The 18,781-nt window shown below is 36.2% G+C and carries 13 protein-coding genes; 5 read left to right on the plus strand and 8 right to left on the minus strand.

The window, feature by feature from the left end; genetic code table 11:
- Positions 1 to 134: 134 nt before the first annotated feature.
- Entirely contained in the window at positions 135 to 755 is a 621-nt protein-coding gene (locus tag JOC83_RS17770) for a lysozyme inhibitor LprI family protein (RefSeq protein WP_205188742.1), read from the minus strand.
- Positions 756 to 1,071: 316 nt separating this feature from the next.
- Between JOC83_RS17770 and JOC83_RS17775 the strand changes: the two genes are divergently transcribed.
- On the plus strand, positions 1,072 to 3,195 hold the full coding sequence (locus JOC83_RS17775) for an ATP-dependent Clp protease ATP-binding subunit (protein ID WP_205188743.1): 2,124 nt from the start codon (positions 1,072 to 1,074) through the stop codon (positions 3,193 to 3,195).
- A 79-nt stretch (positions 3,196 to 3,274) separates the two neighbouring features.
- Here JOC83_RS17775 and JOC83_RS17780 read toward each other — a convergent pair whose 3' ends face one another.
- On the minus strand, positions 3,275 to 3,433 hold the full coding sequence (locus JOC83_RS17780) for a hypothetical protein (protein WP_205188744.1): 159 nt from the start codon (positions 3,431 to 3,433) through the stop codon (positions 3,275 to 3,277).
- A 339-nt stretch (positions 3,434 to 3,772) separates the two neighbouring features.
- Between JOC83_RS17780 and JOC83_RS17785 the strand changes: the two genes are divergently transcribed.
- Both JOC83_RS17785 and JOC83_RS17790 read left to right on the plus strand, forming a co-directional pair.
- On the plus strand, positions 3,773 to 5,371 hold the full coding sequence (locus JOC83_RS17785) for a PAS domain S-box protein (protein WP_205188745.1): 1,599 nt from the start codon (positions 3,773 to 3,775) through the stop codon (positions 5,369 to 5,371).
- A gap of 362 nt (positions 5,372 to 5,733) precedes the next feature.
- On the plus strand, positions 5,734 to 7,134 hold the full coding sequence (locus tag JOC83_RS17790) for an ATP-binding protein (protein ID WP_239583619.1): 1,401 nt from the start codon (positions 5,734 to 5,736) through the stop codon (positions 7,132 to 7,134).
- A gap of 379 nt (positions 7,135 to 7,513) precedes the next feature.
- Here JOC83_RS17790 and JOC83_RS17795 read toward each other — a convergent pair whose 3' ends face one another.
- From JOC83_RS17795 to JOC83_RS17815, 5 genes are all read right to left on the minus strand, one after another.
- The gene (locus JOC83_RS17795) at positions 7,514 to 9,496 is read right to left on the minus strand and encodes a TRAP transporter permease (RefSeq protein WP_378913122.1); all 1,983 of its coding nucleotides are present in this window, start codon (positions 9,494 to 9,496) and stop codon (positions 7,514 to 7,516) included.
- Positions 9,489 to 9,995 carry a DUF1850 domain-containing protein gene (locus tag JOC83_RS17800; RefSeq protein ID WP_205188748.1) on the minus strand — a complete coding sequence of 169 codons (507 nt, stop codon included), beginning with the start codon at positions 9,993 to 9,995 and terminating at the stop codon, positions 9,489 to 9,491. Before JOC83_RS17800 ends, JOC83_RS17795 begins: the two co-directional genes overlap by 8 nt.
- 109 nt (positions 9,996 to 10,104) lie before the next feature.
- Complete coding sequence (locus JOC83_RS17805; RefSeq protein WP_205188749.1) at positions 10,105 to 11,055, minus strand: TAXI family TRAP transporter solute-binding subunit; 951 nt, start codon at positions 11,053 to 11,055, stop codon at positions 10,105 to 10,107.
- Positions 11,056 to 11,528: 473 nt separating this feature from the next.
- Positions 11,529 to 13,223, minus strand: a complete 1,695-nt coding sequence (locus tag JOC83_RS17810; protein ID WP_205188750.1) for a M3 family oligoendopeptidase — start codon at positions 13,221 to 13,223, stop codon at positions 11,529 to 11,531.
- 120 nt (positions 13,224 to 13,343) lie between these two features.
- Entirely contained in the window at positions 13,344 to 13,808 is a 465-nt protein-coding gene (locus JOC83_RS17815; RefSeq protein WP_205188751.1) for a MarR family winged helix-turn-helix transcriptional regulator, read from the minus strand.
- 184 nt (positions 13,809 to 13,992) lie between these two features.
- On the opposite strand from JOC83_RS17815, the gene JOC83_RS17820 reads away from it, so the two are divergent.
- Positions 13,993 to 15,510 carry an ATP-binding protein gene (locus tag JOC83_RS17820; RefSeq protein WP_205188752.1) on the plus strand — a complete coding sequence of 506 codons (1,518 nt, stop codon included), beginning with the start codon at positions 13,993 to 13,995 and terminating at the stop codon, positions 15,508 to 15,510.
- Positions 15,511 to 15,584: 74 nt separating this feature from the next.
- Complete coding sequence (locus tag JOC83_RS17825) at positions 15,585 to 16,352, plus strand: DUF4931 domain-containing protein (RefSeq protein WP_205188753.1); 768 nt, start codon at positions 15,585 to 15,587, stop codon at positions 16,350 to 16,352.
- A gap of 57 nt (positions 16,353 to 16,409) precedes the next feature.
- Here JOC83_RS17825 and JOC83_RS17830 read toward each other — a convergent pair whose 3' ends face one another.
- Positions 16,410 to 18,527 carry an EAL domain-containing protein gene (locus JOC83_RS17830; RefSeq protein WP_205188754.1) on the minus strand — a complete coding sequence of 706 codons (2,118 nt, stop codon included), beginning with the start codon at positions 18,525 to 18,527 and terminating at the stop codon, positions 16,410 to 16,412.
- Between the last annotated feature and the right edge of the window lie 254 nt (positions 18,528 to 18,781).

Genomic DNA, 18,781 nt, shown 5'->3' on the forward strand with positions numbered 1-18,781 from the left:
TTATGCAGTTAAGTGCCAAACATAGTTGAAGTATAATCTCCCCTCTATTGTTTGTCAATTGGTTACTATATCATTCTAACTAAAAAGAAAGAAAAGGAACCCAAAAACGAATCAGGTTCCCTTACACCTCACCATCATTTGGAATATTTCTCAATTAATTCATAACAACGCTGCTTTGTTAATTCAGCTAAACTCTTCGTTAATTCGTATCCGTAAGAAGTGGTATTCAAAAATGGACGGGCGTTTTCTTCGGCGGTTTGATCTCTCGTGGAAATCCATTCTCTTTGTTGAATTAATAATGCATCTTTCTCTTCAGATGAAAGGTGACTTCTCAGATCTTGATAGACATCATTTAACAAGTTATCCCACCTGTTCAGCTTCTGCTCCTCAGCAAAGGCCATTTCATTGCTGTTTTCATTCTTATATAAATAATCAAACTCTGACATACTTTGCTCTACTTCTGTAAATTTTTCTTGATAATACGTTTGCCTCTCTTTCAGCAATTGTTGGTTAGTTATCTTTTCTTCTGACGTTTCCTCTACATGTGTCGCGTTGTCAGTTTCTCCTTCAACCTCTCTCATTGTATCAGTTGAACTTCCTGGTTGGTCTTCTGATATTGAGTCAGTTGAACTTTCGTTTCTATCCTCAGGCGCTGAATTAGTGAATGTTTCTTTTTCTCCTTCTTTTACGTTTCCACACCCAGCAACCATGACTACTAAAAGAGAAATAGCTATCAACAATACGTTTTTTTTCATTTTGTTACTCCTTATGTAAACTAAGAACTTCTTTTAAGACAAGTTAAACATCTCTACGGTTCAATTTTTAACGGTTATGTACCAATGCTTCTTTATGACGACTAACTACCATTATTATATTAGCGAAGAAGTGTTGTTATATCAATGTTTGATATCGTGCTCATATGTTACGGTTAAAAGCCTCAATGTTCTTTCACAAAAAAGAGCAATCAAAATAGTTGAAAGTCAAAAAAGGTCAAAGTATAATAAAGTCACATTAGTCAAAGATAGTCAAAGTCAATCTTTGACTAAAGAATCATTTTAGGAGGTAGAAGAAATGATTTGTCAAAACTGTAACCAACACAACGCAACGATTCATTTAAATATGCATGTAAATAATGAAAAGAAACAATATCGTTTATGTCATAAATGCTACCAAGAAATTGTGAACCAACATAAAATCCCGTCTAACTTTGGAGGTGGATTCATGAATATTGATGAGTTTTTCCATCAGCTTGCAAATGAACAGCAACATTCGAACAAGCAAGCAGCCCCTTCTCAGTCAAACGGTAGAGGCGGATTATTAGATGAGTTTGGTCGAAACTTAACGCACATCGCAAAAGCAGGCCTGATCGATCCCGTTATTGGGCGTGATGATGAGATTGAACGAGTGATTGAAATCTTAAACCGCCGTAATAAAAACAACCCGGTTTTAATTGGTGAACCAGGGGTTGGGAAAACGGCGATTGCTGAGGGCTTAGCGTTAAAAATTTCAGAAGGACATGTTCCATCTAAATTATTAAACAAAGATGTATATTTACTAGATGTGGCATCTCTTGTTGCAAACACAGGTATTCGCGGTCAATTTGAAGAGCGTATGAAGCAGCTCATCGCAGAGCTACAACAACGTAAAAATGTCATTTTATTTATTGACGAAATTCATTTACTTGTTGGTGCAGGATCAGCTGAAGGCTCAATGGATGCCGGAAACATTTTAAAACCAGCACTTGCTCGTGGTGAATTACAACTTGTAGGAGCAACGACGCTAAAAGAGTATCGTGCAATTGAGAAAGATGCAGCGCTAGAGCGTCGCTTCCAACCTGTTATGGTTCAAGAGCCAACAGTAGAAGAAGCAATTGAAATCTTAAAAGGAATTCAAGCAAAATATGAAGCATACCATCATGTAACGTTTACAGATGAAGCGATTAAAGCGTGCGTTACTTTATCACACCGCTACATTCAAGACCGCTTCTTACCAGATAAGGCCATCGACTTATTAGATGAAGCAGGGTCTAAAATGAATTTACAAGCTGGCGTCACCAATAAAGATGAGGTGGAAGCTCGCTTGAAAGAAATTTCAGTTCAAAAAGAAGAAGCATTAAAAGAAGAAAATTATGAAATGGCGGCTAAGCTTCGTGATGAAGAAATGAAGCTTGAGAAGCAATTAAATGATGAGGCAAAACATGAAGCAGCGGTAGATGTTGAACACATTGAACGAATTATCGAGAAGAAAACAGGCATTCCTGTTGGAAAGCTTCAAGCAAATGAAACAACAAAAATGAAGCATCTTGCTGATCGCTTACAAGAAAAAGTCATTGGTCAACAAGAAGCCGTTCAAAAAGTTGCAAAAGCCGTTCGCCGTTCTCGCGCTGGCTTAAAAGCAAAGCATCGACCAATTGGTTCCTTCTTATTTGTTGGACCTACAGGTGTTGGTAAAACAGAGTTAACAAAAACATTAGCAGAAGAGTTATTTGGCTCAAAAGATGCGATGATTCGTCTTGATATGAGTGAATATATGGAGAAGCACGCTGTATCTAAATTAATTGGTTCACCTCCTGGCTATGTTGGTCATGAAGAAGCGGGTCAACTAACAGAAAAGGTACGTCGTAATCCGTATTCAATTATCTTATTAGATGAAATTGAAAAAGCACATCCAGACGTACAGCACATGTTTCTGCAAATTTTAGAAGATGGCCGTTTAACAGATAGTCAAGGTCGTACGGTCAGCTTTAAAGATACAGTCATCATTATGACAAGTAACGCTGGAGTTGGTGAAAAGAAAATAACGGTTGGCTTTGAAGCAAACAACGATGCACTAAAACAAGCGTCTATTCTTGATTCATTATCATCTTACTTCAAGCCGGAATTTCTGAACCGTTTTGATGCGATTATTGAATTCAATCACCTTGACAAGCAGGACCTTGTGAAGATTGTTGATTTATTACTCGTTGACTTACAAGAAACACTTTCTGAACAACAGGTTTCACTTGTTGTATCAGATGAAGCAAAAGAAAAGCTTGCCGAACTTGGCTACCATCCTGCTTTTGGAGCGCGACCGTTACGCCGCGTTATCCAAGAGCAACTAGAAGACCGTATAACAGACCTACTTCTTGAAGAAGAAACAACACCGTCTACTCTTCATGTTAAAGTAGAAAATAACCATATTATTGTTCATCCATAAAAACAAGGCGCTGTGATAGCGCCTTGTTTTTTTACAGATACAAAAAAGAAGAGGCTCACTCACCTCTTCTTTTTTCCATTTATTCAGTTGTCTCTTCTTCCTTTTCTTCCGTTTCCATTTCTTCTTGTTGCTCAGTTTCTGGTGTTTCTTCTTGATCTTCTGTTTGACCGCTGCAAGCTGTTACTAACATGACTGCTAAAAGTGATCCAAATAGTTTAACTAATAGACTTTTGTTCATTTTTAACGTTCTCCCTTCAGATCTCATCTGTAAGCCACTATGTACCTTGTTTTGTGTGGCTCTGTCCTGATTATATTAAATCCTGTAGGACAAATGCTCATTTTTACAAGATTATCACCAAATATTTACAGGTGTTTTATAATGTAATATTTCCTTTTTATTCCCTTTACAAAATTTATAATTAATTTGACCGCTCTCTTCTTTTAGGTTTGTCACAACCTTTAGTAATGAGTCAGCAACGCTACTTTTAGAAGCATAAACACATTATGTACTTATTTACGTATGAAGGAAAATAAGGTATAACTTTACATAGAACGTTCAATTTTGGAGTGACACTTTATGTCAAAAGATCAGTTAATTAAACAGCGAAATTATCTATTATTTTTATCCTTTGTGACCTTATATATAATAGACGTCATTTTTTGCGCAATTGTAGATGACATCACTGAAATTACAATGCTCCCTCTCGGACTTGGTTTGCTTATCTTTTCAGGATTGTTCATACGACTAGAATTAGCTTCTCCTCGTGTAATTATGATTCTGCTAATTGTTAGCTATTATATAGTTGTGTGGTCTTTACTCATTCAATTTCCGTATCTCGTTAATTATATGTTTTTACTATTTGGTATTGTTGTTTGTGCATTATACCATGATTACTTATCTCTTTCTGTTTCAAGTACACTAAGCTTTATTTTGTTATTTTATTTTTACTGGCAAGACGGAGATCAAATTTTTTCAGAAGTATATAAATCTGACTTTATTTTCTTTCCTTTATTCGCACTTTTTACAACTATTTTTCTATTCGTTTATGCTCGATACACGAATAGACTTTGGGAAGATGTGTATCAAAATGAACGTACAGTTAAAATGGAGCTTCATTCTACACAAGAGTATCTACAGTCTTTCTTTACTCATAGTAATGATGCCATTACCGTTGTGGACCTACAAGGAAACGTCATTACAGTAAATGAAGCATTTGAACGAACCTATGGATGGAAAAAGCATGAAGTGATCGGTAAGCCATTTCCTGTTATTTTAGAAGAATCAAGAGAATTAGAAACAAAAATTCGTGAGCTTATCTTAAAAGGAGAAAGTGTGATCGGCTATGAGACGCAAGATCGATGCAAAGATGGAAGCATCATTAACGTAGAAATTACCGTCTCCCCTCTTTATAATGAAGCAAAAGAGGTCGTGGCTATCTCAGAAATTGCTCGTGACATTACTGAACGCAAGCAATTAAATAATCGACTTCTCGATGCTGATAAGCTCTCAATTGCCGGAGAGATGGCTGCTGGTGTTGCTCATGAAATTCGAAATCCACTTACATCTATACGAGGTTTTATACAGCTCATTGAAGAGGAACAGAATGCGAATTCCACCTACACAGCCATTATGAAATCAGAGATTACAAGAATTGATGGTATTCTGAATGAGTTTCTGATGCTAGCAAAACCACATACACATCAATTTAGCTCATGTTCCATTAACCAAATTTTAAGTGATATTATTCTTTTATTTGAAACAGAATGTCACTTACGAAGTGTGACCATCGACTATGAATGTAACGAAGACGCCTACATTCAATGCGATAGTAACCAATTAAAACAAGTATTTATTAATTTATTTAAAAATGCCATTGAATCCATGTCAGATGGTGGAAGATTAGCTATTCAAACAAAACTAAGCTCGGAAAAGGATACTGTTACGATTACCATTACCGATACAGGAAGTGGCGTTCCCAAAGAAATTCTAGCGCACATTCATAAACCATTTTTTACAACTAAGACCCATGGCACAGGATTAGGCTTAATGGTATCTAATAAAATTATTGCTGCGCATGAAGGAAACCTCGACATTCAAAGTCAACAAGGTAAAGGCACCACTATTTCTATTATGTTTCCAACTGTTAAAAAAGCAGAAGAGCTTATTCACCTATAACATCCCTTTCCTCCTCATTCCATTGCATTTGGATGTTGTTGGTAAGGGGTTTTTCATTTCCAAAGAAACCGATGTTCATTTGGCAAAACTTCGCACTCTTTTTATCTATTCATAATTATCGCCTTATGATACTATAAAAATTAGAAAACAAGGTAAACATAGGAAAGGTATTTTATATGGAAAAACACTTTATGACTCATCAACGAAATATACTTTTATTTAAAACTTTTTGGTGTTTTTACTTCTTTCATACGTTTTCATATAAATTTATCGATTCACAAACAACACCAATCTCCCCTCTTATTGGCCTAATGATGATGATTGTCCTATCAGCTTGTATTTTTTTTCGAGTGAATGCTTTTATGACAATGTATATCTTTATCGGTTGTTACTACGTGTATATGGCTTATATCAACCTCATTGAACCCGAAATTGTGAATTACATCTTTCTCTTTTTAGGTATCATTATTAGTTTTATTTATCAAAGCTATCGCCTCATTCTCACATCAACGGTTCTATCTGTTTCATTACTTTGGTATTTGTATGATCGTTCTTTTGATGTGATGAAAGCAGATATTACAAGACAAGATTTAATTTACTTTATTTTATTTGCGATTTTCACAATGCTTTTAATCTTATATTATACAAAGTTCTCGAAACAATTATGGGATATTGCAACAATCAGAATGAAGGAGCAAGAAACAGAGCTTCACTCCAGTCAGGAATACTTGCAATCATTTTTCACGTATAGTAATGATGCCATTTCTGTTTTTAGCATGGATGGAAAGATCATTACCGTAAATCCTGCTTTTGAACGTATTTATGGGTGGAAAAAAGATGAAATTGTTGGACTTGATATACCGTTTATTCCAGAATCACTAAAAAAGGCTGCATTTAAACGATTTGAACGTGTCAAAAACGGCGAAAGCATTATGAGCTTTGAAACACAGGATATTCGCAAAGACGGTCAACTTATTGATGTACAAATTACGATCTCTCCTATTTATAATAAAGATGGGACTGTTATTGCCCTTTCCGAAATTTCACGTGATATGACGGATAAAAAAGCAACGGAAGAATTTTTACGAAGAACAGATAAATTATCGCTCGCAGGAGAAATGGCTGCTGGAGTTGCACATGAAATTCGAAATCCACTTACATCTTTACAAGGGTTTGTTCAACTTATTGATGAAAAGAGTCCCGAACATCATACATATACGTCCATTATGAAATCTGAGATTAAGCGAATTGATGGCATTGTAAATGAGTTTCTAATGCTAGCCAAGCCACAGCCTGTTATCATGAAGCCTCATCTATTTAAAGAAATTCTAGAAGATGTTATTTTATTATTCGAAACGGAATGTGCGTTAAAAAACGTCATGATTGACGTACGTATGAACATCCGTCATACAGAGTTAATGTGTGATGCTAATCAACTAAAGCAAGTGTTTATTAACTTGCTTAAAAACGCTATTGAAGCGATGCCAAATGGTGGCTTAATTTCAGTTTCAGCGTTACACTATGAAAACGAGTTAATCATTAAGATTCAAGATTCAGGTGAAGGAATTCCCCCTCATATTCTTGAACATATTACAAAGCCTTTTTTCACAACAAAAGAGGAGGGCACAGGACTTGGCCTCTTAATCACAAAAGATATCTTGAAGCAGCATAACGGGTCTATGACCATTCAAAGTAAAGAAAAGCAAGGAACAACGGTTGAAATTCGTCTTCCATTCCTCCCATCAGCTGTCCTATCGCTTTAATACATACGATTGAACAAACCATCAGTCAAAAGACTGATGGTTTTATTTTACAAATTAAGGAGAAAATGTTCATCCTTTCTTCAGATTTCGTTGGTTTGACTTTTTACTATGATAATAGTAAGAAAACAAACCAAAGACGGAAGGTTGCTGACATTTGATGTACATGAATGACTATGAAGCTATGATGATTTTTCGATTGAATCAACTAAATCACCATCCACAACACATTCATTTTTATCCATTAAACGTTTTTATTTCTTTTCAGATGAAGAACAAAAAAATGTGACTAGTGAAAGAAGTCATCTCTATTAAAATGGTGTATTTCTAATCATCGTTTTTCTCATGAAACGAAAAAAAGAAGGGAACGAATCCCTTCTTTTTATGCTTGTACGGCTGTTGGCTTTTGTTTATCTTGATTTTTATTTTTTGTCATGATTTGTACGACTAATAAGATAACAAACAAGCCAAACCCAGCAATATCCGTAAATCCTTCTGGAATGATTAGCATTAATCCTGCTCCAAGCGCAAGAACACGCTCTCCCCAATGCATTTTACGATACCAGAATCCAACCATCGCTGCACCAATAGCAATCATACCCGCTAAAGCTGTTGCCACAACCCACATCGTTCGTGTAGGCGTTGTATCAATCATTAGAAGCTCTGGTGATAAAACGAAAATATACGGAATGATAAAAGCTGCAATCGCTAATTTAGCAGACTGCACACCCGTTCGAATCGGTTCTCCACCTGACACTCCAGAAGCAGCAAAAGCAGCTAGTGCAACTGGTGGTGTGATATCTGCGATGATTCCAAAATAAAACACGAATAAATGTGCCGCTAAATCTGGTGCACCTAGTAAAATAAGTGCCGGTGCTGCAATTGTAGAAGTGATAACATAGTTCGCCGTCGTTGGTGAACCCATCCCTAAAATAAGAGCTGCAATCATTGTAAAGAATAAAGTAAGGATTTCAACTCCACCAGCAAGATCTACTAAGCCATTGGCAAGCTTTAATCCAAGACCGGTTTTTGTTACGATTCCTACAATTAAACCAGCCGCTGCCGTTGCAGCTGCTACACCCAATGCTGTACGAGCCCCATCGACAAGTGCATCAAAGAAATCTGTAACTGAAATGCGTGTTTCTTTACGAATCGCACTTACTGCGATTGTAATGACAATGGCTAACAACGCTGCTCGTGTTACCGTCATCCCTGACATTAATAACACAACAACTGCTAAAATTGGAACTAACAAATAAATTTTCTTCAATACTTCTTTTTTGTTCGGAATTTCTTCAGGAGGTAACCCTGTTAATCCAATGCGCTTTGCTTCAAAGTGCGTCATAATCCAAATTCCTGTGAAGTATAGCAACGCGGGAATCGTTGCTGCTTTTGCGATATCCCAATACGTAATACCATTCCCGATAAACTCTACCATTAAGAAGGCTGCCGCTCCCATGATAGGTGGCATTAACTGACCACCAGTTGAAGCTGCTGCTTCTACTGCACCAGCAAACTCTTTACGATATCCAAGCTTTTTCATCATTGGAATCGTAAATGAACCTGATGTTACAACGTTGGCAACAGAACTACCACTAATTGTACCTTGAAGAGCACTTGAGAAAATGGCTACTTTCGCAGGTCCTCCTATACGACGTCCTGCAATCACAACCGCTAAATCATTAAAGTATTGTCCGACTCCTGTTTTCACAAGAAATGCACCAAACAAGAGGAATAAGAAGATAAATGTAGATGATACGCCAAGTGGAGTACCTAAAATACCTTCTGTTGTAAAGAACATCGTCTGCACTAAGCGCTCTAACGATAACCCACGATGCACTAAAAACCCTGGCATGTATGGACCAAATAATCCGTACAGCAAAAAGACAGATGCAATAATGGTAATTGGAAGACCTACTACACGTCTTGTTGCTTCTAATACAAGCAAAATGGCTAGTGAACCAACGATAAAGTCTAACGTTTCTAATCGACCCACTCTGTTAACGAGTTCATCAATCATAAGTGGCCAATAAGATCCAACAAAGATACCTAATAATGCTAAAACCCCATCGTACCAAGCGATTTGCAGCTTACCTTTTTTCTTGTTTTTCTTAGAGGCCGGAAATAGTAAAAAGATAAGTCCTAACGCAAAACCTAGATGAACAGAGCGTTGAATTTGTGCTGCAAACACACCAAATACAGCTGTATAAAGCTGATACAATGAAAAGGCAAGCAGTCCACCGTATGCAATCCACCCTAACACTCCTGTTAACTTACGAGTGTTGGCTTCTGGATCATATTTTGCGAGCAATTCCTGTTGCTCTTTTTCTGATAACGTTTCATGTTGTATATCCTTTTTATCCAAGTACATTCACTCCTTTGACAATGTCCCATAGACTGACATGTTTATAATCTATCCTGATCCAGTTTCCTTTTTGTACAAAAGATGAAAATGGTATCTTTCGATTTTCATAAAGTAACGTATGATTCGCGACAACTTGTCCAATGCGCAAGTCAATAAATGGAAAAACACGGTTCATATCCTTTAAATAATAACGACCATCTTCTTCTACAAACGTAGCACCTTCTGTACTATCAGAAGGCATCCCAATTGCAAAGTCTTCATATTGTAATTCTGTTTGCTTTAACTCGTTTTGATTCGTGATTTCATACGTTTCAATGACATCTGATAAATGAATCGAATGAGTGTATTTAATTTGGAAGCTCGTTTGTCCTTCCATAAACGCATATCCAATTACTTTGTTAGAATTCTCATGTTCAATAACAAGAGCTTCTTTAAATGGAACGAAGCATATTGCTAAACTCATCACAGCTACAACAATAAGAACAAGCTTCTTTTTCATCTTTAGTCCCCTACATAAGAAAGATGACTCCTCAAAAATGAAGCCATGTTTGATTAAGGGAAAGATAGACCAATTGACATCAATTGGTCTATCTTTCACAGTTATACAATTAGTCTACTAAGCCTTTTTCTTTGAAATACTTCTCAGCACCTGGGTGGAATGGGATTCCAGCACCTTCAACTGCTGATTCAGCCGTAATTAATTTACCTTTTGCATGTGTAATTTTATCTGTGTTTTCGAAGATAGCTTTTGTAATGTCATACACTAACTCTTCTTCTAAATCTGTTGATACAGCAAGCATTGCTTGAACAGCTACTGTTTTAACCTCTTCAGCTAGCTTGTATGTTCCAGCTGGTACTGCATCTTTAATGTAGTAAGGATATTTTTCAATTAATGCGTCTACTTTATCGTCTGCGATTGGCACAATTACCACTTCTTGTGTAGCAGATAAACTTTCAACAGCTCCAGTTGGCGTACCAGCTGTTACAAATGCTGCGTCGATGCTACCATCTTGAATTCCTTCTGTTGAATCCGCGAAGTCTAAGTTACGTGCCGTAATATCGTCCATCGTTAAACCATGGATTTCTAAAATTTGCTCTGCATTTGCATATGTTCCACTTCCTGGTGCCCCTACAGAAACAGTTTTCCCTTTTAAATCTTCAACAGCTGCAATACCGTTCTTCTTTAATGTAACGATTTGCACTGTTTCAGGGTATAACGTTCCAATTGCTTGGATGTTATCAATTTTATTTCCTTCAAACATTAACTTACCTTCTGTTGCATAGCTAGCAATATCGGTTTGAGTAAACGCGATATCCGCGTCACCCGTGCTTAATGTTTCCATGTTCTCAGCAGATGCACCTGAAGATTGAGCCGTCGCCTCTGCATCTGTGTTGTCTGAAATAATTTGAGCCATTGCGCCACCTAATGGATAGTATGTACCACCTGTTCCACCTGTCACAAGGCTAAGTTGTTTTGTACCACCGCCGCCACACGCTGCTAAAATCATCATTAATCCAACGATAAGAGCAACCGGCATAAAATAGCGTTTTCTTTTCATAAATATTCCCCCTTCTTCATAGATTACTAATTTTCTACATTACAATATTAACATAACGGTTAACACAATTGTCAATAAAGTGTTACATTTTTGTTATACAATACCTTGAAAATCGTATGGTTGTTGCATAACTATTGTCAATTACTTTGTTAGCTTCTTCCCTATTTCTCATTGTTTATCCGTAAGTCAAAACTCTCAAAAAACCTTGATTTATCAATATTAATCTTCACGATTAAAAATTTTAATCGCTTTCTTCTCATCTTTTTTTCATAGATAAAATGAATAGATACAGAAACAGATTATCATTGTCCATTTTATTTTTATTTTTCAAAAAAATAACTACATTTTTCTCTCTCTAAATTACTGATTTTGCATATTAATTTAACAAAAACAATATTTATAAGTTTACTTCAAAACGAATTGATACAATAAAGGGTGACCAAATTTTGGCCACCCCTTGTTGTATCGATTGATTACAATTTTTTGTCATCAATTGAATTTAGGTACTGTTCAATTTCTCCAACAACCGACTCTACGCAGCCGTTTTCAAATGGAGAAAGTAAATTGGCTTCTTTTACGAGACCAACAAATGATTGACTACCTCCTAGGCTGCATAGATGTAAGTAATCGTTCCATGCTTTCTCATGGTTCTCACGATCTCTCTTCCAAAATTGAAATGCACAAATTTGTGCAAGTGTGTAATCAATGTAATAAAACGGTACGTTGTAAATGTGGCTTTGACGTTGCCAGAAGCCTCCATTTTCAAGATACTCATTCCCATCATAATCTTTCCAAGGCGTATATTTCTTTTCAATTTCACGCCATGCTGCTTTACGCTCACGTGGTGTCGCATCTGGATTTTCATAGACAAAGTGTTGAAATTCATCGACTGATACACCATATGGTAGGAACGATAATCCTGAGCTTAGGTGTGAGAATTTGTATTTCTCCGTATCTTCTTTAAAGAATAGCTCCATCCACGGCCAAGTGAAATATTCCATACTCATTGAATGAATTTCAGCTGCTTCATACGTAGGGAATCCATATTCTGGAATAGCTAAATGACGGCTTGAGTATGCTTGAAACGCATGACCTGCTTCATGTGTTAACACATCGATATCACCTGATGTCCCATTAAAATTGGAGAAAATATAAGGAGATTGGTGATTCTCAATAAATGTACAATACCCTCCACTTGCTTTTCCTTTTTTCGCAACAAGATCCATTAAGTTATGATCAATCATAAACTGGAAGAACTCGTTTGTTTCAGGTGATAATTCTTCGTACATCTTTCGACCATTTTCAATAATCCATTCTGGACTTCCTTTTGGCGTTGCATTACCTGTTTTAAATTCAAACGGATCGTCATAATATTTTAATTCCGCTACTCCAATGCGACCTTGCTGTCTTTCTTTTAATTTTTTAGCAAGCGGAACGATGAAATCTAACACTTGGTTTCTAAAATTTTGAACCATTTCAGCGTTATAATCTGTACGAGTCATACGTGCATAGCCTAGTTCAACGAAATTTTTGTAGCCTAGCTTCTTCGCAATCTTCGTTCTTACTTGAACAAGATCATCATAGATTTGATCAAACGCTTCTTCATGATCGGCAAAGAATTGAAAGCGTGCTTCTGCTGACTTTTTACGCATGTTTCGATCCGTTGATTGCATAAACGGCTCTAATTGTGCAAGCGTACGCTCTTCTCCTTCGAATACAATTTTGGCAGATGCCACTAATTTCGTATAATCAGAAGAAAGTTTGTTTTCTAATTGCAAGTCTTCAACAATTTCAGGTGAGTATGTTTTTAACTGTGCCTCTGCTAATGCAAAAAGCTGCTGTCCCCACTTTTCTTCTAACTGTTGACGAAACGGTGATGACACAAGCGCTGTGTAATATTGATGAATAAATCCTTCAAAAATTGGCTCTATTTCGTCCATATAATCTTGCTCTGCTTTGTAAAATTCGTCTTCTGTATCAATAGAGTGACGAATTGAGCAAATGGTTGACATTGTTCCAAAGTCAGCGCGAATTTGATTAATGTTATCAATTGCTTTACTTTGTGCTTCGACTGTTTCAGCTTCTTTAAAAGCCACTAATGTGTGTTCAAATGCTAATTTGATTTCTTCTATGTTTGGTCTTTTGTATTCAAAATCTTGAAATTGCATATACTAACCACCTTTTATATGTACTTATATCGTTTATTTATTCTTTATGTTAGCTTTCATTTCCTGCCTTAGCATCAAAAAAATAGCAGCATTCGACACATACTGTGTCAAATACTGCCATTAGTCTTTCGGAATGTATTCATTTGCATGATGGCCAAGTTTTTTTAATAAGGCAATAGCTGTTTCTTTTTCATCTTCTTCTAGTACAGATAAAATGTCATGAATTCGTCTTTCATGACTTGGAAACATACTCTCAATCATGTCTTTTCCTTTGTCCGTTATTTCTGCATATGTCACTCGTCGATCATTTGGGCATGCAACACGTGCTAAAAATTCTTTTTTCTCTAGCTTATCAATCACATATGTGATGCTACCACTTGCTAATAAGATTTTACCACCAATCTGTTGAAGAGGCTGTTTTCCTTTATGATATAACAGCTCTAGTACGGCAAACTCTGTCGGGTTCATCTCATGCTGTTGAATTAGCTTATGAACGTGATCGTTAATGGCACGATGTGCTCGTGATAACACAATAAATAATTTTAACGATTGATCTAATTGTTCTCTTGAAACTTCCTTACTCATCGTCATCAGTTCCTTTATCTCGATATCAAGACAATTTTACTAAAAAGACTAGCCGCTGTCAATTCTCTCCTTTTTCACCCTACTAAGAGCGCCAGGTTTCTAATACTCTGATACATGTTATTGATTGGATCACTTTATGATATAATAATGGCAGATTATGTTGCAAGGAGCGGTTAACACGTGCATGTTTAGTTCTTTTTTCACAAACTCAAAATGGCATAACATCCAACTTTATTTATTAATTGTTATCATTCCTTCCATTATTATAAGTCTACTATTTGTGCAAATTCGTTATTACCAGCTAAAAGAAGATATTACTGATCATGCTGAAACGACAGCGCTCTTTCATAAAAATCAACTAGACCGATTTATCGGTGAAACAACAACTAGTATTGAAACAATTGCCTTAATGGCTAATCCACAAAAATCTTCTTATACAGAGATTGAAAGGATTTTAAGTAGCACCCATCAAAAAGATTTACGCTTATCGGGGCTTTACTACGTAGATGTAAAAGGAAACATGCTATTTGGCTCACACCGCTTGCCTAAGCAAGTGAATGTATTTGACCGCCAGTATTTTCAGCGTGTGCTCACAACGAAAACAACCGTTATTTCAAACGCTTATTTTGGACGCTTAACAGGTAGATACATTGTAACCATTGCTACACCTATTTTAGATGAAAATAAAAATATTAAAGCCATCTTACTTGCAAGCTTACGGTTAAATTACATTGAAAGTCTTATGGCTGAATTAACACCTGATACAAAAGTCGATGTATATGACCGTAATCAATTGTTAGTGTTTCAAGCTAATGATAGCGCCCATACAGCCGATATTTTTGTTCGTACACAATTAGAAAGTGTGCCATGGACAGTAGCTGTGTCTGCCACTTCGATTCCACGTAAAGATATTTTTGGGTTATTCCTGATTGCGCTTCTTTCATCGTTTGTGGTAACCAATATTTTATTTTTAATCGTTAAGCTCTTACTTGTAAAAAGACAAGCTGCCAAAGAGCATGCTCAAAATGAAAGTCAAAAGCTAGAGCTTATTGGAACACTAGCTGCCAGTACAGCTCACGAGATTCGAAATCCACTAACTGGCATTAAGGGATTAGTTAGTTTACTAAGTGAAAAATACACAAAAGAAGAAGATCAATTTTACTTCTCTATCATTCAAACAGAAATTGATCGCATTAATCAAATTGCAAGTGAATTCTTAGTGCTCGGTAAGCCAACAGCAGAAAACCGAAAGGACTATGATCTTCAGTCGATTGTACATGAAGTTATACCTATCGTTGAGTCAGAAGCAAATCTTCATCAAATAACGTTATTAACGAATATCGATAAAGAAAAGCTTCCTATTCATTGTGATAAAAATCAAATTAAACAAGTGCTTTTAAACCTAACTAAGAATGCACTTGGTTCAATGGAATCAGGAGGTATCCTCACCATTGTTTTAACCAAAAAAGATCATACTTGTATGATGAAGGTCATTGACACTGGGATTGGTATTCCACCTGAGAGGCTAGCAAAGATTTTTCATCCGTTTTTCACGATGAAATCCGAAGGAACAGGATTGGGACTTGTTGTTTGTAAGAGAATCATTGAAATGTATGACGGAACCATTCACATCAAAAGTGAAGTAGATGTAGGTACAGAAGTAGAGGTTTGTCTTCCTTTATCTCACTCTCACTTATACTAGCTCTATTTCTTTTCTTTTTCGGCTAACTTTGAGATAATAGAGAAACTTAAACTACTTGATAAAAGGTGAGCTCTATGAACAATTCGCATCTTATTTTTAATTCGTCTATCGGTTCTAAAAAGCCTGAAACCATTATCAATCGTCAAAATCCCTGTCCCTTTTGTGATGTTCAATCGTTAACAAACATTCTTGATCAAGATGGATCTATTATTTGGTTAGAAAACAAATATCCAGTTTTACAAGATACGTACCAAACGGTCATTATTGAAACAAATGAGTGCTCTTCTGAACTATCACTATATGAGGAAGACCACTTATACAAATTATTATCATTTGGTATTCGCCACTGGTTTGAGGTGATCAATAGCGGAGACTATCAGTCCGTTATCTTTTATAAAAATCATGGCCCTATGTCAGGTGGATCATTAAGGCACCCTCACATGCAGATTATTGGATTAAAGCATATTGATTATCATGAAGCAGTCAATCGTACGATGTTTGAAGGCGTAACAATTGAAGAGAAAAACGGTGTATTGTTCAATTTATCCTCAGAGCCTAGAGTGGGCTTTTTTGAGTTTAATATTATGATGGATAATCCTGAAGAACAATTGCGTGAATTTGCTCATTATATTCAAGTCTCTGCTCACTATGTGTTAAATCATTTTCATCGCAGCTGCACAAGCTATAATTTGTTTTTCTACTATTTTGAGGGTAAAATCATCGCGAAGATTTTACCGCGATTTGCTACATCGCCTTTATTTATTGGATATGGCATCCCTCAAGTATCAAATAAGATTGATGTGATAGCGCATCAAGTAAAAGAGCTCTACCTAGATGAATAAGAAAAAAGAGACACGATTAGGATTACTACTTTCCTTATCGTGTCTCTTTTTTTATGATTAACTAATCTGTTCGTTTCTTTTTTTAAAGTATTCACTTGGTGAATCATAAATGTAAGGGAGCTGTGTTCGTTCAGCACCTTTTTTCACATGAATCTCTAATTGATTTATGAATGACAATACCTGTGAAGAGCCTTCTTCTTCAGCTACAAATTGAACGCCATATCGATTTAACCCTTCTCCTACTTCTCTACTCCAGACAATTGTACCTTGTAACACCATATACTCACCTAAAAAGTTGATTGTAAAGGCCAACAGGAAGTCTGCTTGTGTTGGAATTTGGATTGTTGATATAAAAACTAATCCTCCTCCACTAATGTTTTCAAGTAAAATCAGGCTTTGCCCAACCGATACAGGCTGATTGTTATACTCTTTAATTGTAACAAAAGCTTCTACCGGTGCCGGAAATGATAAACGATGATATTTCCGCTTGTTCGGTAACTGAACTTTTTTCGCCTTATTTTTCATATAATCTTCAAACTCTTCATAATGCAAAGGTTTACTAAAATAGAAGCCTTGTAGAAAATGACAATCTAATGAGTTAAGAATTAATCTTTGTTCATTCGTTTCAATACCCTCAGCTATCACTTGGATGTTCAATCGTCTGGCCACTTGAATCAATCCTTTTATAATTTCAAAATCCACCTTATTATGAAGAGATTCTCGAATGAACGTTTTATCAATTTTAATCGTATGAACAGTAAACCTTCTTAAATAGCTTAGAGAAGAATATCCAACGCCAAAATCATCAATAGCAATGAAGAAGCCTCGTTTACTGAATTCATTTAGGTAATGACAAATAACAGATTCATTTTCTAGAAACGAACTTTCGACAATCTCAATTTGAATTTGCCTCGGGTTCACCCCATGACCTGTCACAATCTCACTCACACGCTCTAACATGTTGGTTTCTAAAAAGTGTTGAGGCGCAAAATTAATCGACATCTTTAAGCCTTCTATCCCCTGTTCTTCCCATTGCTTTAATTGTCGACAAACACGATCTAGTACCCAATAGGTCACCTCGGCAATGAGACCATCTTCTTCTAAAAGGTGAATGAACTCAGCAGGGGAAACAATACCAACCTCTGGATGATTCCATCGCAAGAGCACTTCTGCTCCTATGGTTGATTCTGTTTTTGCTTCTACAATTGGCTGATAAACGATATAAAATTCATTTTGCTCTAATGCCTTTCGCAAACCCATTTGCAACAATAGCGAGCGATATGAGCTTTGAGAGAAAGATTTATCATACATTTCATAATGATTTTGACCTTTCTTTTTTGACATATATAAAGCAAAACGGGCTTGTTCAATGAGCTTTGTTGGATGAATAGTCGAGCTGGACAGACTAATTCCTATATATACTGGTAAATAATATTCATACGTATGAATACAAATTGGTTCATGAAAGAGCGAGAGTAATCTTTCTGCTAGTTCATAAACCTCCTCCACATTGGAATAGTGCGGCAATAAAATAGCAAAATCGTCATCATTCATGCAAGCGACTAACCCTTCATTACCTATATACGACTGTAATCTTATCGCAACATTCTTCAAAAGTAGCTCTCGAACATCGTATTCCATGTTTTCATTCACAAAACGAAAATACTCAATATTAAGTAGAAACAATGCTTGATTTCCCGTTGTTACGCCTTTTAACTTTTCTTCAACAAACAAGCGATTCGGTAGTTGAGTAAGTGAATCGACATATAAAAGAGCGTCGAGGTCATTTTTTTGTCTTAGCTGAACGGTAAGAGCAATGGTATCATCCGTTAATTGTTTGCCAACCATGGTCACAGTGAACATCTCTGCTTTTTTTGATTGCATCGTGCCATCAAATACACTTTGTCCATAATGATTCACTTTAGAAAGAAATGACTGAAACATCTCTTGCTCCTCGTTATGGATAAGCTCCGTCATTTGGTCATCGCTATCTTGATCTGACTTTATATGAAATAAAGAACGAGCAAGCATGTTTGCCTTCATAACCTGTCCGCTATTCGTGATAAACATAGTAGGTTGCGGATACTCTTCAAATAGTATTTGATACACACTTGCATCTTGCTGGCTGTTCTTTTGAAACCAGGATATACGCTCTCTCTTCCTTGCCTTTCCCATACTAACTCACATCCTAGTTACACAAATGATTAAAGACTACATTACTCTACTTATCTACATAACGGTAATTTAAAGTATGATTATTCCTATAATACCTAATTTTTCTTAATTAAGCGATATTTCACCTAGTATTTTTGACATTTTTGGTCAGATAACGAGCTTTTCTACGCGTTTTTTACTTTTCATGTATATAAAAGCCGTTAATTTGATACGTTTATAGAGAGTGATTCATCTAGGCTTTTTACTTTCTCACA

This window comes from Priestia iocasae, from assembly GCF_016909075.1.
In the GTDB taxonomy this organism is placed as follows: Bacteria; Bacillota; Bacilli; order Bacillales; family Bacillaceae_H; genus Priestia; species Priestia iocasae.